The sequence below is a fragment of the Streptomyces sp. NPDC000878 genome, assembly GCF_053599695.1.
On sequence record NZ_JBSFMT010000057.1, the window covers coordinates 45,295 to 60,381 of the forward strand.

At 68.1% G+C, this 15,087-nt stretch carries 9 protein-coding genes and 1 pseudogene; 7 read left to right on the forward strand and 3 right to left on the reverse strand.

What is annotated here, in order from left to right; all coding sequences use genetic code 11:
* The first annotated feature begins 44 nt into the window (after window positions 1–44).
* On the forward strand, window positions 45–1,259 hold the full coding sequence (locus ACWDR4_RS35930) for an RNA-guided endonuclease InsQ/TnpB family protein (RefSeq protein ID WP_450414726.1): 1,215 nt from the start codon (window positions 45–47) through the stop codon (window positions 1,257–1,259).
* 40 nt (window positions 1,260–1,299) lie between these two features.
* Window positions 1,300–1,524, forward strand: a pseudogene (locus tag ACWDR4_RS35935) (FxLYD domain-containing protein); the annotation flags it as partial.
* A 348-nt stretch (window positions 1,525–1,872) separates the two neighbouring features.
* Here the strand turns inward: ACWDR4_RS35935 and ACWDR4_RS35940 are convergent.
* Together ACWDR4_RS35940 and ACWDR4_RS35945 are read right to left on the reverse strand one after the other, a co-directional pair.
* A complete protein-coding gene (locus tag ACWDR4_RS35940) occupies window positions 1,873–2,757 on the reverse strand; it encodes a helix-turn-helix domain-containing protein (protein WP_450414694.1) in 885 nt (294 codons plus the stop codon).
* Window positions 2,754–2,936 (reverse strand): hypothetical protein, encoded by a 183-nt coding sequence (locus tag ACWDR4_RS35945; RefSeq protein WP_450414696.1) that lies wholly within the window; start codon window positions 2,934–2,936, stop codon window positions 2,754–2,756. Before ACWDR4_RS35945 ends, ACWDR4_RS35940 begins: the two co-directional genes overlap by 4 nt.
* Window positions 2,937–3,684: 748 nt before the next feature.
* Here ACWDR4_RS35945 and ACWDR4_RS35950 point away from each other — a divergent pair.
* The 4 genes from ACWDR4_RS35950 to ACWDR4_RS35965 all read left to right on the forward strand — a co-directional run bounded on the left by ACWDR4_RS35950 (window position 3,685) and on the right by ACWDR4_RS35965 (window position 9,222).
* Window positions 3,685–3,954 carry a recombinase family protein gene (locus ACWDR4_RS35950; RefSeq protein ID WP_450414697.1) on the forward strand — a complete coding sequence of 90 codons (270 nt, stop codon included), beginning with the start codon at window positions 3,685–3,687 and terminating at the stop codon, window positions 3,952–3,954.
* Window positions 3,955–3,991: 37 nt separating this feature from the next.
* Window positions 3,992–4,135: a hypothetical protein gene (locus tag ACWDR4_RS35955; RefSeq protein ID WP_450414699.1), complete on the forward strand. Its 144-nt coding sequence runs from the start codon at window positions 3,992–3,994 to the stop codon at window positions 4,133–4,135.
* A 306-nt stretch (window positions 4,136–4,441) separates the two neighbouring features.
* Entirely contained in the window at window positions 4,442–5,551 is a 1,110-nt protein-coding gene (locus ACWDR4_RS35960; RefSeq protein ID WP_450414701.1) for a lytic polysaccharide monooxygenase auxiliary activity family 9 protein, read from the forward strand.
* A 359-nt stretch (window positions 5,552–5,910) separates the two neighbouring features.
* Window positions 5,911–9,222 (forward strand): GH92 family glycosyl hydrolase, encoded by a 3,312-nt coding sequence (locus ACWDR4_RS35965; RefSeq protein WP_450414703.1) that lies wholly within the window; start codon window positions 5,911–5,913, stop codon window positions 9,220–9,222.
* Between the two features lie 97 nt (window positions 9,223–9,319).
* On the opposite strand, the gene ACWDR4_RS35970 is transcribed toward ACWDR4_RS35965, so the two are convergent.
* Window positions 9,320–13,141 (reverse strand): GH92 family glycosyl hydrolase, encoded by a 3,822-nt coding sequence (locus ACWDR4_RS35970; RefSeq protein WP_450414705.1) that lies wholly within the window; start codon window positions 13,139–13,141, stop codon window positions 9,320–9,322.
* Window positions 13,142–13,596: 455 nt separating this feature from the next.
* Between ACWDR4_RS35970 and ngcE the strand changes: the two genes are divergently transcribed.
* Window positions 13,597–15,063 (forward strand): N-acetylglucosamine/diacetylchitobiose ABC transporter substrate-binding protein, encoded by a 1,467-nt coding sequence (gene ngcE, locus ACWDR4_RS35975; protein WP_450414706.1) that lies wholly within the window; start codon window positions 13,597–13,599, stop codon window positions 15,061–15,063.
* Window positions 15,064–15,087: the final 24 nt, after the last annotated feature.

Sequence of the window (15,087 nt, forward strand, 5' to 3'; positions counted from 1 at the left end):
AGTGTAGTATGATCTGGCGGCTGACCGGGAAGGGGGTGGGCTGGATGATCCGTGCGTACAAGTTCCTCATGCGGCCCACCGTGGGCCAGACGGCTGCGCTCACTGAGATGCTGCGGGATCACTGCTCGCTCTACAACGGCGCGTTGCAGGAGCGCCGGGACGCCTACCGGCACGCCTCGAAGACGAGCGTCAAGTACGGGCAGCAGTCCGTGCAGCTCAAGGAGATCCGCTCGTTCGACCCGGAGCGTCAGGGCCGTTGGTCGTTCTCGTCGCAGCAGGCGACGTTGCGCCGTCTCGACAAGGCGTTCGCCGCGTTCTTCCGCCGGGTCAAGTCCGGTGAGACACCCGGTTACCCGCGTTTCCGCGGGGTGAATTGGTTCGACACGGTGGACTTCCCCAAGGACGGGGACGGCTGTCGCTGGGACTCCACCCCGCACGACCCCGTGACCCGTGTCCGCTTCCAAGGTGTCGGGCACGTCAAGGTCAACCAACACCGTGCCGTAGTCGGCAAGGTCAAGACCGTCAGCGTCAAGCGCGAGGGACGCAAGTGGTTCGTCGTGCTGACCGCCGAGCAGGACCAGCCCGATCCGCTGCCGCCCACCGGCAGCATGGTCGGCATCGACCTGGGCATAGCCAACTTCCTCGCCGACTCGGGCGGCGGCTTCGTGGAGAATCCGCGCCACGGCCGCAGGGCCGCCGCGAAGCTCGAAGTTGCACAGCAAGCCCTCTCCCGGTTCCCGCGCCGCAAGGCCAGTGACCGCACTAAGAACCACCAGCGCGCTGTGGAGAAGGTCGCCAAACTGCACGGCAAGGTCCGCCGCCAACGGCTCGACCACGCACACAAGACTGTGCTCGGCTTGGTCCGTGAGCACGACCTCATCGCGCACGAAGAGCTCAAGATCCGAAACATGAGCAAGGCTCCCGCGCCGAAGCCCGATCCGGAGACGCCAGGCACCTTCCTGCCGAACGGGGCTGGCTCGAAGGCGGGTCTGGACCGCTCGATCGCTGATGCTGGATGGGGGGTGTTCCTCGCGATCCTGAACGCAAAGGCTGAGAGTGCCGGGCGGGAAGTGATGGCTGTGGACCCCCGCAACACCTCACGGCGGTGCCCCGAATGCGGGCACACCGCCAAGGGGAACCGGCCCACACAGGAGAAGTTCCACTGTCAGGCGTGCGGCTACACCGCGCACGCGGACACGGTGGGCGCGATCAACGTTCTACGGGCCGGGCTGGTCCGTCGCGACGCCCAACCGGCATAGCGAGAAGCCCCCTCGTTCACGAGGGGGAGGAGTCACGTACCTCTCCGGCACCGAGACCACGAACCGGTCGTCGAAGACGTCGAACTACATGGTGAGCGTGGAGTTCGTGGACGCCTCGGGGAAGCGGCTCGGGGACGCGTTCACGGCGGCCAACAACCGCGCGCCGGGCCAGAAAACGGAGGAGACGGCGCAGGGCCTGGACACGATCAACGTGAAGATCGTGGCATCTCATCTGTACCGATATGCCGCCCTCTTGTCTGAGTGATCAACGCTTCTGATCGTCCGTCCAGTCTTGCCACAGGGTGGCCCAGATCGCTGCGGAGGATTCCACCGATCACACCACAGGGGCTAGCAGCGGCATGGCCGTTCCTCGTCTCCCCGTGCGTCGCGGGCACCACGTTTGTGAATCAGTTCAGAGCGTGATGACGCCCATCACGACGAGCGCCAGCAGGGAGTATGACCGAGATGCGTGCTTAGGGGGCCGCGGGATGATTTTGAAGCCCAGTGGAATGCCGCTAACGAACGGCATCCCACGTCCCCTGTGGCTCCTCCGAGATGTCCGGTTGGGGTAGGCAGAGGGTTATGGAGGCGCCGCTTGCCTCCAGCGGCAGGCTCAGCTGGCTCGCGTCATTCGCTCCGCGTGGGTTCGATGCCAGGCATCCAGCCACCGGGTGCGCGCCTCGGGCTTCACTCCGCATGCGTCCAGGAACGCCGTGAACGCATCGATATCGGGTGGCATGCGACCGGTCAGAATACGCCGGGCCGTTTGGGGGTCCAGTCTGCTCCCTGTACGCATCTTCATCTGCAATGTGCGTGGGGAGCCGACCGACTCATACAACCTGATCAGGAAGTTCGGTATCTGGCCCGCAGTGAAGATCGAGTTGGGCGACCAGGAACGCAGGTCCGGCAGCGAAGCCGGACCGCTATTTTGTACCCGGTGCCACGCTTGCACCCAGAGGCCCCGTCGAGCGGGTTTCCGTACCTCGACCGCGTCGAGGTACGCCTCGAATTGGGCCAGGGTGGCCGGCACGGTCTCACCGTTGGCGATGCGGTACGCCGTGGAGGGCGGGAGCTTGCCATGACGTCCCCCCGCACGGTCATGCATCTCCGCCATGGTGGGCGCGCCATCCTTCTCGTACAGTTCGACCAGCGCGGCTCTCATGCCGAACTTGTCGCGTACCAGCTCGGGCGGGGGCCCTGGTGTGCGCGGCTTATCCACCATGCGTTGGTGGTACCGGGCCTGCTTCCACAAGTGGATGGCGCGCTCGGTCGGCCCGCCGCACGCGGTGATCGCGGCGAGCAGCACCTTTCGGGGGGGTACGCAGGTGCCCGAGGCGGCCCTGCGCAGAGTGGTTGCCGACTTGTCGGTGGCCTTGGCGAGGCGGTCATACGACAGCCCCGCCTTGTGCCTCGTCTCTCGCTGGAAGTCGGCCAGCGTCCCGACCTCAGCAATGTCCCGCACGACCGGGTTCTCGCTCCGTCCCAAGGCCGTGCTCACTCGTCCTCGACCAGCTTGCTGACCTTCTTGGCCAGGGCGCGCGCGGAAACCCTTCCGTTGTCCACCGCCACCACGAATGCGGCGATCAGCCCCGTGACGACCAGTAGTACGAGCTCCTCGTCCAGGGGTGTGCCGACCAGGCGCAGCAGTACGGCTGCGGCGAAGACAACCGTGACCATGGCCACGGGCCCCCGCCCGGACACCTTCGGAAAGGACGAATGCGACGTGGCGCAGGCTGAGGATGTGGTGTGGGGTGGCTGCATGTCGCGCGGGCACGTCAAGGCCGCTTGGCGATGCTGACTCATTGTTACCTCGATCAGTGTGCGGCCGACCAGCAAGATGCTGACCGGCCGATGTCCTGGCTCCAACCGGTTCCGAGCACGGGCGCTTGGCGTCGCCTCGGTGTGCCCGGAAGCTGTCGCCATCTTGTCAGCCATCTGGCCCATCGCCCCAGCCAGCGGGTACCGCTGATGTCGATTCCGCCATAGGTGTCCAAGGTTCCAGGTTGACAACTCGCGCGGAGGCCGGCGGCCGTTGGTCGCTGCAGTCCGTCACGCCACGAGAGGCGACCAAGATGCACACGCGGTCGCAGTCCACGATCAGGGAGCCGATTCCGCCACACGTGAACCAACTTCGCTCGGTCACCCCGGTCTGCCTTGCTACTCACCCGCGCGGGCGGCAATCCTGGGCAGGAATGCGATGAGATACCTCCAAGGTGTCCCTCGGCGTCACCCTGACTGCTGGCTCCAACCACAGGACTGGGACGCACCATGCAGGTCCCGTGTTGGCGCACGGCCTGCGGAACAAGCCGGTGCCGCACTCTGCGGGCACCGGCTTTCCGCATCTCAGTGAGCCCGTCGTCCCAGTCCACATACGAGCAGCGCGGCAAGCTTCCAGAGGTTTCACGAGGTTGGGGATCAGCCGAGGTTGGACTTCGCCCGCACCTTCAAGAAGGCCGTTCCCCATCAGTTGGTCGTTCTCACCGTCCATGATATGAAGCGCCTCGGACGCGGCTCCGCGGAACTGCTGTCCATCGCCGACGACCTGCGCACCAACGCCATCGAACTCGAACTCCTCACCGGGCCATCCAAGGGGGCTACGCCCTCTCCGGGCACGGCGCCGCCCTCTTCGTGTTTCTTCACAGGCATGGCCGAGTTCGAACGCGAGTACTCCCGGGAGGAGTTCGCACCGGCCTGACGCGGAGGAGGAAACCGCGCAACTGACCCCCGAAGAGTTGGTCTCGGAGTTCCACGAGGCGGTGATGGAGCTGTACTTCGCCAGAAAACGGATCGTGGCGTTGGAGGCGGAAAACGCCGAACTGAGGGTACGGCTTGCCACTGCGCCCCCCACCACGGCCGCGCAGGAGTCGGAGGACTGACCTCGACTCCCGCCCGTGGACCAGTTGTCATCGCGAGAGCCGCACCCACCCGGGTGGAGCTCTCGTGCGTCAGCCGTTTACAACGACACCGCACGGCGCTAGCTTCAAAAGGGAGTGAGGTGGGAGCGCTCCCACACCGAGCGGACCGGAACCCGCACAACCGGGAACCGCTCCCACCCCACCACCCCCCACGCGTCGCACCTCTCGCGCGCCCCCAGTCGGGCGCGCCCCTTCACCCGCACGTTCCGTACGTACCGCACGACGTACGGCGTACCGCGTACGACTGAAGGAGATCATGACATGGCCATGACATCAGCATCGCTACCCCCACCCTCCCCACCGTCCTCCCGCACCCGACCCCGCTTACTCCTCCCCACCCGAGGCAGAGCCCTCCTCCTGGTCCTCCTGGCCCTGCTCACCGCGATCCCGGCGCTCGGCCTGGTCGTCACGGCGGGCGGTGACGCCGAGGCGCACGGCACCCCGATGAAACCCGGCAGCCGTACCTTCCTGTGCTGGCAGGACGCCCTCACCGACACCGGCGAGATCAAGGCGGTCAACCCGGCCTGCAAGACGGCCCAACAGGTCAGCGGCACCACGCCGTTCTACAACTGGTTCTCGGTGCTGCGCTCGGACGGCGCCGGCCGCACCCGGGGCTTCGTCCCGGACGGCGAGCTGTGCAGCGGCGGCAACACCAACTTCACCGGGTTCAACACCCCCAGCGCCGACTGGCCGTTGACCCATCTCACCTCGGGCGCCACCGTCGACTTCTCGTACAACGCGTGGGCGGCGCACCCGGGTTGGTTCTACGTCTACATCACCAAGGACGGCTTCGACCCCACCAGGACGCTCACCTGGGACGCGATCGAGTCCCAGCCGTTCCTGAGCGTCGACCATCCGCCGCTCAACGGCACCCCGGGCAACGTCGAGGCCAACTACTCCTGGAGCGGCCAGCTTCCGGCGAACAAGTCCGGCCGCCACCTCATCTACATGGTGTGGCAGCGCTCCGACAGCGCGGAGACCTTCTACTCCTGCTCCGACATCGTCTTCGACGGCGGCAACGGCGAGGTGACCGGCATCAAGGACCCGGGCAACCCACCCACCGAGCCCCCGCCCGGCGCGTGCACCGCCAGCCGCCGTACGACGGGCAGTTGGAGCGGCGGCTACCAGTCCGAGGTGACCGTCACCAACTCCGGCACCGTGCCGATGCTCGGCTGGATGGTCGACTGGACCCTCCCGGCCGGCCAGTCGGTCGCCAGCCTCTGGAACGGCACCCCGACCTACAACGGCCAGGCGGTGATGGTCCACAACGCCAACTGGAACGGCTCGCTCAGTCCGGGCCAGAGCGCCACGTTCGGATACGTCGTCCAGGGCTCCGGCGGTGATACGGCAACCACCCTGCCCTGCCGGGTCGGTTAGGCCTGTCGGGCTACTGGCTGCGGTCTGCTCAGGGCGGACCCGGTGGTCGATACCCACCGGGTCCGCGAGCCGGGCCGGCACGGGGGATGAGGCCCGGGTGGAGCAGTTCTCGGAGTGGGGCCAAGTGCTGGAGACAACGTTGTCCAGCGGCCCAAAGATCACTCTATCGCCCCAATGGACAACATCGTCAACCTGGTTGCCTCCCTGGCAGGAGCCTCAGGGTCCCCCGGAAGCATGACCGGCTCGCGTGTTGCCGCAGAGGCGCCCGCCCGCCCGTGGTACCGCTGGCGGACGTCACTGTCCCCGCGGCTTGTGCGACCTGTGGTGCGCGACCCGTCCGAAGGAGGAGGGTCCGCGTCATGCGTGTCCGCCCCACGTCCCTGCTGCTCGCCGCCGCTTTGGCGCTGGGCGCCCCCACTCCGGCGGACGCGTCCGCGATCCCCCTGGTCGAGGACCCCACCCCGTACGTCGATCCGCTCATCGGCACCAGCAACGGCGGCGATGTCTTCCCGGGCGCGGTCGTCCCCTTCGGCATGCTCTCCTGGAGCCCGGAGAACACCCGGGGCGACGCCACCCTCCCCCACTCTCGGCTTCGCTCGAGCGGGGGGACCCCCATGGCGGCCCCCGGTGGCTACCACTACGACGCCACCCGCATCCGGGGCTTCAGCCTCACCCACATGTCCGGCACGGGCTGCGCGGGCGGCAGCGGCGACATCCCGTTCTTCCCGTACGCCGGACAGGTCACGTCCTCCCCGGCGAGCGACACCCAGGACGCCGTGTACGCGGCAGACTTCAGCCACGCCGACGAGACGGCGGAGCCGGGCCACTACAAGGTCGGCATGGCATCCGGGGTCACCGCCGACCTCACGGCGACCACCCGCACCGGCTCGGCCCGCTTCACCTACCCGGCGGACAAGCCGGCCTCGTTGCTGATCCGTACCGCCAACTCCGAGGTGGGCTCGACGGATTCGACGGTCACGATCGATCCCGCCGCCCGCACGGTCTCCGGCTCGGTCACCTCCGGCAACTTCTGCGGCCACCTCGACCCGGAAGGCCGACGCCCTTACTACACCCTCCACTTCACGGCCCGCTTCGACCGCGCCTTCAAGTCGACGGGCACGTGGCAGGACGACCGACTGAGCCCGGGGTCGACGTCCACGTCCGGCGGCACGGGCGGCTTCACCGCCGACAGCGGCCGTCCGGTGAGGGGGAAAGGGGCAGGCGGATATGTGGAGTTCGAGCCCGGCACGGGCCCGGTGGGCGTCAAGGTCGGTATCTCGTACGTCAGCAGGGCAGGCGCCGAGGCCAACCTGGCGGCCGAGAACCCACCGACCCGCACCTTCACCTCGATCCGGTCGGCAGCCCAACTCGCCTGGCGGGAAAGGCTGGCCGCGATCAGGACAGGCGGCGGCACGGACGCTGAACGCACCACCTTCTACACCGCGCTCTACCACTCCCTCCTCCACCCGAACGTCATCAGCGACGCCGACCGCCGCTACCGGGGCGCCGACGGCAAGGTCCACCGGGTCCGCGCGAGCCACGACCACCAGTACGGCACCTTCTCCGGCTGGGACGTCTACCGCTCCCAGGTCCAGCTGCTCACCCTCCTCGACCCCGACACCGGCTCGGACATCGCCCAGTCCCTCTACGAACTCGCCCGCCAGAACGGCGGGTTGTGGGACCGCTGGCTGCACGGCGCGAGCGGCACCCACGTCATGAACGGCGACCCGTCGCCCGCCGCCCTCGCCGGCATCCGTGCCTTCGGCGGGACGCGCTTCGACCTACGAGGCGCGCTGGACTCCCTCGTCCGGGCGGCGAGGACACCGACGCGGCAGGACCTGTCCCCGGCGGGCAGACCGGTCCTCTCGGTCGGCCAACGCCCCTCCCTGGACAAGTACTTGAGGCATCACTACATGCCGTCGGTGTCCAACGCGTGGGGCGGCGCGGCGGAGACGCTGGAGATGTCGGGCGCGGACTTCGCACTGTCCCAACTGGCGGACGCGGCAGGGCAGAAGAGCACGGCGGCCGAGTTCATGAGTCGCGCCCAGTGGTGGCAGAACAACTTCAACATCGCCGCCCACCGCACCGGCGGCTACATCACCGACCGCAAGGCGGACGGCAGTTGGGCCCCCGGCTTCACCCCGGCCACCGGCAGGGGCTTCGTCGAGGGTACGGCGGCCCAGTACACCTGGATGGTCCCGCACAACCCGGCGGGCCTGTTCGCGGCAATGGGCGGCACCGCAAAGGCGGTCGACCGCCTGGACGCCTTCTTCCACCACGCCGACGGCAGCTGGGCGCTCACCGGCAGCGGCGGCGAGAAGTCCGAGCTGGACAACGAACCCTCGGTCAACGTGCCCTACCTGTACGCCTACGCGGGCGCCCCGCACAGAACGCAGGAGACGGTCCGCGCGGCGATGACGAGCCTCTGGTCGACCCGCCCCGGCGGCATCCCCGGCAACGACGACCTGGGTGCGATGTCCTCCTGGTACGTCTTCGCCGCCCTCGGCATGTACCCCCAGGTACCGTCCCGAGCCGAACTGGTCCTGGCCTCACCCCTGTTCCCGAGGATCGAGATCACCCGACCGTACGGCAACGACATCTCGATCCACGCCCGGGGAGCGGCGGCGAACTCCCCGTACGTCCACTCCCTCACGGTCAACGGCCGCACGAGCACGCGCCCTTGGCTCCCGGCGTCCTTCGTCCGGCATGGCGGCACCCTGGACTACACCCTCGCCGCCACCCCGCACCCCACCTGGGGCACGGCTCGACCGGACGCTCCACCGTCCTTCCGTTCGGGCGAGCAGCCGTACCAGATCGGCGTAGGCCCGACCACGGCGACGCTCGCACCGGGCGGCAGCGCGGTGGTGGACATCCGCGCACTGTCCCTGACGGGCGGCGCCGACAAGGACCCGGAGGTGCGCTTCGAGGTGGAGACCCCGCCGGGGGTAACGGCAACGCCGGCGTCCGGCAGGGTGGCCAACGGCACCCAGCGCATCACGCTCGCCGCACCGGCCACGACCGACCAGGGCTTCTACGAGGCGAGGATCAAGGTCACGTCGACGGACACGGCGTACGAGCAGCCGATCTCCCTCACGGTGGCGGCCCCCGGCTCCCTCCTCGCCGCCTACAACAACACGGGCACCTCAGACGACACCGGCGACCACACCGAGGCCGACTACGACGGCGGCGGCTGGAGCTACTCCCGCCAGGCCCTGGCAGCGGCGGGCCTGTCCCCGGGCACCCAGACCACCCTGCCGACGGGCCTGACCTTCAGCTGGCCGACCTCTCCACCGGGCCGCCCGGACAACGCCTCGTCGACGGCCCAGACGATCCAACTAGCCACTCCAGCAACCCGATTGTCGTTCATCGGCAGCGGAGTCTTCGGCAACCAGCGAACACAGGTGACCGTCACCTACACCGACGGCACCACCGCCACGACCGACCTGGCCCTCACCGACTGGACCCTCGGCGGCGGCACGGGAACCGTCCAGTACGGCAACGAGGTCGTGGCGAGGACGGCGTACCGGAACGTCTCGGGAGCGGGCCGGGACCCGATCCCGACGTACGTCTTCGCGACCAGCCCGTTCAAGGCCCCGGCGGGCCGAAGCATCGCGAGCGTACGTCTCCCGGCCAATGCCAACGTGCACGTCTTCACCCTCGCGACCGGCTGACAGTTCCCCAGGTGCTCCCCCCGCCCTGAACAGCGAAGCGGGCCCGGAGTAAAACCCCCGAGCCCGCTCCACCACACACCGAGAGCCGATCAGCCGCTCAGCTCAGCAACTCCACCTCCGCCAACGTCGGCTCACCGTCGAACACCAGCCGGTACCGCGCATACGACCCCGCGAACGTCACCGAGAACGCCCGGGTCTGCCTGTCCCACTGGAACGACTCACCCGAACGCCGGTCCAGCGTCCGCCAGTTGGTGCCGTCCGAGGAGCCCTGCAACACCCAGCCCGTCGGGGCCGCGGTCCGGTCCGCCGATGTCAGCGTGTACTGGACGGCCTTCGTGCGACCGGCGAGCGGCAGGTTCACGGACGACGTCACCGTCGCGTTCGTCGCCGACGTGTTGTCGAACAGCGCCCCCTCACCCACCACCGCATCCGTCCGAGGCGTCGGCACCTTGTCGTCCTGGGCGATCGACACCGGGGCCGCGTTCTTGGAGGTTCCCCATGTCGAGGGCTCGGGGCCCATGTCGAACTCCAGGGTGCCGCCCCGGGAGACGACCGAGTGGGGGAGTGAAGTCGACGTCCAGGACTTGCCGTTGACCTTCAAGCCTTGGACGTACACGTTCCGTGCGCTGTTCTTCGGGGCCTTGACCACCAGGTCCCGGCCGTTCTCCAGATGGACCGTCGCCTTCGTGAACAGCGGGGAGCCGATGGCGTATTCGCCGCTGCCCATGACCAACGGGTAGAAGCCCAGCGCCGAGAACAGGTACCAGGCCGACTGCTCGCCGTTGTCCTCGTCACCGTGGTAGCCCTGGCCGATCTCGCTGCCCGTGTAGAGGCGGGACAACACCTCGCGGACGTTCTTCTGCGTCTTCCAGGGCTGGCCCGCCGCGTCGTACATGTAGTTGACGTGGTGGGCCACCTGGTTGGAGTGGCCGTACATGCCCATCCGGACGTCCCGGGCCTCCGTCATCTCGTGGATGACCCCGCCGTACGAGCCCACGAACTCCGGCGAGGCCGTCTCCGGTGTCGCGAAGTACTCGTCGAGCTTGTCCGCCAGGCCCGACCGGCCGCCGTACAGATTCGCCAGGCCCCGGCTGTCCTGCGGAGCGGTGAAGGCGTAACCCCAGCCGTTGGTCTCCGTGTAGTCGTATCCCCAGACGCGCGGGTCGTACGCCGACGACTCCACCCGCCAGTCGCCCTGGGCGTTCCTGCCCTGGAAGAAACCGGCCTGCTTGTCGAACAACCGCACATAGTCCTGGGCCCGGTTGAGGAAGTACTCGGACTCCTCCTTGTACCGCCGCTGCCCCGTCTCGCGGTACAGCTGCTGGCCCATCCGGGCGATGCCGTAGTCGTTGAGGTAGCCCTCCAGCGCCCACGACAGGCCCTCGTGCGTGTCCGTGCTCGTGTAGCCGAGGAACGGGGAGGTCGCCATGCCCTTGCGGCCCACGCCCGCCGACGGGGGTACGACGGTCGCGTTCTTCACGGCCGCGTCGTACGCCGACTTCGCGTCGAAACCGACCCCCTTCACATAGGCGTCCGCGAACGCCACGTCCGACGACGTGCCCGTCATCAGGTCGGCGTACCCGGGGGAGGACCAGCGCGAGGTCCAGCCGCCGTCCTTGTACTGCTGCACGAACCCGTCGACCATCTCACCCGCCTGACGAGGCGTCAGGAGAGAGTAAGCGGGCCAAGTAGTCCGATACGTGTCCCAGAAGCCGTTGTTGACGTACACCTTGCCGTCCACGATCTTCGCCCCGGTGTGCGTCGGGGTGTCGGGACCCGGCATCGGGGAGAACGGCGACGCGTACTGGTACTTCGAACCGACCTTCTCGAAGCCGGAGTTGGGGTACAGGTACAGCCGGTACAGGCTGGAGTACAGCGTCGTCAGCTGGTCCGACGTCGCCCCCTCGACCTCGACCTTCCCGAGCAGCCCGTCCCACTGCCGCTGCGCACCGGCCTTCACCGCCTCGAAGGACGTGCCGTCCGGGATCTCCTGGCGCAGGTTGTCCTTGGCCTGGTCGATGCTGATGAGGGAGGTCGCGATGCGCAGGGTGACCGTCCGGTCCTCGCCTGCGTCGAAGCGCAGATAGCCCTTGACCCCGCTCGACGAGCCCTCCGCCACCGGCGCGTCGAACACCCCGTACACGAACAGCCGGGTCGCCCCCGTCGACAGCCCCGACTTCACGTCGGAGTAGCCGGTGAAGGTGCCGGTCGCCTTGTCGAGGGTCAGGCCCGCCTGGTCCGTCACGTTGTCGAACAGGACGCTCGCGTCGTCGCCCGGGTAGGTGAAGCGCAGGGCTGCCGCGTGGTCCGTCGGCGCGATCTCCGACTTCATGCCGTTCTCGAAGGTCACCCCGTAGTAATACGGCCGCGCGGTCTCGTTCTCGTGCCGGAAGGCCAGCGCCCGTGCCGTACGCCCGGTGTCCGGGGTACCTGCGGCGGCCGACGGCATCACCTGGAAGGTCTGCCGGTCGCCCATCCAGGGGCTCGGCTCATGACTCGCGCTGAACGCCTGGATCGTCGGCAGGTTGTCGGCGTTGTTGGCCCGCGCGTAGTCGTACAGCCAGCTCAACGAGCCCGCGTTGGTCACCGGCGTCCAGAAGTTGAAGCCGTGCGGCACGGCCGTCGCCGGGAAGTTGTTGCCCCGCGAGAACCCGCCACTGGAGTTGGTGCCCCGGGTCGTCACCGCATAGTCGGACAGATGTTCGCGGGGCGGCTCGGGGGCGACGGTCCGGAGCGACACGTCGTCGATCCAGCCCCGGAACTTCGCGGGCCCGGCCGGCGAGTCGTACGCCACCAGCACCCGGTCGACGGTCTTCCCCCGCGCCACCGCGCCGATCCGCGAGGCCACATGGTTCCACTGGTTGACGTACAGCACCTTGGCCGCGCCCTGCCCCCGAGGCGTCAGCGCGAAGCCGTGCTGGTCGACCGCCGAGAGTTCACTCAGAAGAGTGCCGTCCGTGAAGGCGAGGTCCACCGACACGTTCGTGGCGTCGTAGTCGAGATCGCCGTCCGCCATCGACGGGAAGACCCGGTACGACAGCTCGGTGTCCCGCCCGACGGCCACGTTCACGTCGAACACCTTGTTGTACGAGTACGCCCGCCCGTCCGCCAGATGCGTACCGGCGTACCGCAGCGCCCGTTTGCCCGTGAAACCGGCGCGCGCCTTCGCGGTCGGCGAGCCGCTCGGGCCCTGGTCGACCAGCGACAGCATGTCCCGGGGCGCCGGCGCGTCACCGCCGCCCGTCGAGAACTGGACATCGGCGAGCTGGGTGATGGTGCCGCCGTTGTTCCGCCCGATGTCCAGCCGGAAGTGCTGGTAGGCGGCGGGCTCGGCGAGGTCGTACGACTTGGTCTGGAACCGCTCCGCGAACGATTCGCCGGAGCGGCTGTCGAGGGTCTGCCAGCCCGTCGTCCCGTCCGCTGAGCCCTGGAGCGTCCAGTCCACGGGATCGCGCTCGGCGTGGTCGTTGGCCGAGGTCAGCGCATACGTGACGATCCTGACCGGCGCGTCCAGGTCGAACTCCACCCAGCCGGTCGGCGCGAACGTCAGCCACTTCGTGCCCGGCTCGCCGTCGACGAGGTTCTCCTTCACCTCGCCCCCGGCGGTGTTCTCGCTGCTCGCCCGTACGTCCGTCACCCGGTCGGTGACACCGCCCGGGATACCGCTGCTGAAGCCGCCGTCGACACCGGCGGCCCGCTTCGTGCCGTCCGGCGCGGTGTCGACGGTGTTCAGCCAGTCGGGCGCCGGTTCACCCGCCTCGAACGAGGAGACGAACTCCCCGCCGGCGGCCGGTGCGGCGGCGGGCAGCGCGATTGCCGCGCCCTGCCCGCCGATCACCAGTGCGAACACCGCCGTGATGGCCGAAATTGATCTGAACTCCCATCCGTACCGAGCCCTGTGCCGAACTCCATACCGCATGCGAGAGCACCCTCCCTGCCACCTGGACAACGTTGTCACCTTGGCTGCGCAGGAACCAGTAGGGAGTCAAGTGGCCAGTGGTGTCAAGGGCGTTGGGTGTGGCATTCGGGCCCAATATCGCGAATTTCCCGCTCAAAGGGATGCGTGCGGTCCGCATATTTCCGCGAGGTCTCAACTCGGAAAAGACCCGCGGCCAACCCTGCATTCGATCTTGCCCCTTTGACGGGAAGTGGACTATACCTGTCGGCGTCTGCCACTGTTCGACCGGTCGGCGACAGGTGCGGGGAGAGCCGGAAGGGTGGTTTGACGTGCTGAACGCGCGGCCCGCCGGGTATTCCCTCTGATCAAGGCACATCACGCACTAAGTACTTCCTGCACGACCCAGTACGACCCGACCGCGGTGCCGGGAGGATCCGGTTCACCGCCTGAGTCCTGGAGAAGGCGAGGACTTGAGCATGGGATCCACCTCCGGCGAGAGCCGCACCACCGGTACCACCCCTGTGAACGGTGTGGGCCGCCGCGATCTGATCAAGCGTTCCGCAGCGCTCGGTCTGATCTCCGTCCCCACGATGAGCTTCCTGTCCGCGTGTGCGAGCGGCGGCGGAGGAGACGAGGACAAGGCCGAGGCCGGCGAGAAGACCGCGAAGAACCCGCTCGCCGTCAACGACACGGCGCAGATGGAGTTCGTGCTGTTCGACGGCGGTTTCGGCAAGGAGTACGCCGAGGACGCGGTCAAGGTCTACGAGACGAACTTCCCCAAGGCGAAGGTCAAGTTCTCCGCCACCCAGAAGATCCAGTCCACGCTCCAGCCCCGCTTCAACCAGGGCACCCCGCCGGACCTGATCGACAACTCCGGCGCCGAGCAGATGGACATGGGCGTGCTGGCCGGCAAGAGTCAGCTCGCCGACCTCACCCCGCTGCTGGACGCCCCGTCCTACGACGACCCGAACAAGAAGGTCCGCGACACCCTGCGGCCGGGCATCGTCGAGATGGGCCAGCTCGACGGCGACCCGGTCTGGATCATGTACTACGCCTACACGGTGTACGGCGTCTGGTACTCCCAGAAGGCCCTGGACTCGCTCGACGCCACCTACCCGGAGACGTGGGACGAGATGCTCGCCGTGTGCGAGAAGGCCAAGAAAAAGGGCATGGCCGGCTGGACCTACGCGGGCAAGTACCCGTACTACCTGCCCTTCTCGCTCTACGCGATGATCGGCAAGGTCGGCGGCGTCGAGGTCCTCGACGCGATCGACAACCTGGAGCCCAACGCCTGGAAGGCCCCGGCTGTCAAGGCCTGTTTCGAGGCGTACTACGAGCTGTACAAGAAGGGGTACGTCCTTCAGGGCACCCCCGGTCTGGACCACATCCAGTCGCAGACCGCGTGGGCCAAGGGCAAGGCGCTGTTCATCCCGAACGGCTCCTGGGTGGAGAACGAGTCGGCGAACGTCATGCCGGCCGACTTCGACCTCGCCGTCTCCGCGCCGACGGGCATCGACAGCTCCGACAAGCTGCCGTTCGGCACGATCTGGGCCTCCGGCGGCGAGCCGTTCATCGTCCCGGCCAAGGCGAAGAACACGGCGGGCGGCATGGAGCAGCTGCGCATCATGCTCAGCGAGGCGTCCTCGAAGAACTTCACCACCAAGGTCAAGTCGCTGACCGCGTACAACGGCGGCACCGACGGCATCACCCTCACCCCGGGCCTCAAGTCCGGTGTGGCGGCGCTGGAGAAGGCCGGCGACAACGTCGTCAACCCGCGGCTGCAGGACTGGTACGTGCAGCTCCAGAAGGAGCAGATCGGGGTCTCGGGGCTCGGCGAGATGATGGCCGGGCGGCTCACCCCGGCCGAGGCCATCAAGAAGATCCAGGACTTCGCGGACGCGACCGCGAAGGACACGTCGATCAAGCACTACAAGCACCAGTGACCGGCACCCGATGATCTGTCACCG

Coding starts and splice junctions, on each gene's coding strand:
- ACWDR4_RS35930 (WP_450414726.1), top strand. CDS start 45: ATGATCCGTGCGTACAAGTTCCTCATGCGGCCCACCGTGGGCCAGACG.
- ACWDR4_RS35945 (WP_450414696.1), bottom strand. CDS start 2,936: ATGGTCACGGTTGTCTTCGCCGCAGCCGTACTGCTGCGCCTGGTCGGC.
- ACWDR4_RS35960 (WP_450414701.1), top strand. CDS start 4,442: ATGACATCAGCATCGCTACCCCCACCCTCCCCACCGTCCTCCCGCACC.
- ACWDR4_RS35965 (WP_450414703.1), top strand. CDS start 5,911: ATGCGTGTCCGCCCCACGTCCCTGCTGCTCGCCGCCGCTTTGGCGCTG.
- ACWDR4_RS35970 (WP_450414705.1), bottom strand. CDS start 13,141: ATGCGGTATGGAGTTCGGCACAGGGCTCGGTACGGATGGGAGTTCAGA.
- ngcE (WP_450414706.1), top strand. CDS start 13,597: ATGGGATCCACCTCCGGCGAGAGCCGCACCACCGGTACCACCCCTGTG.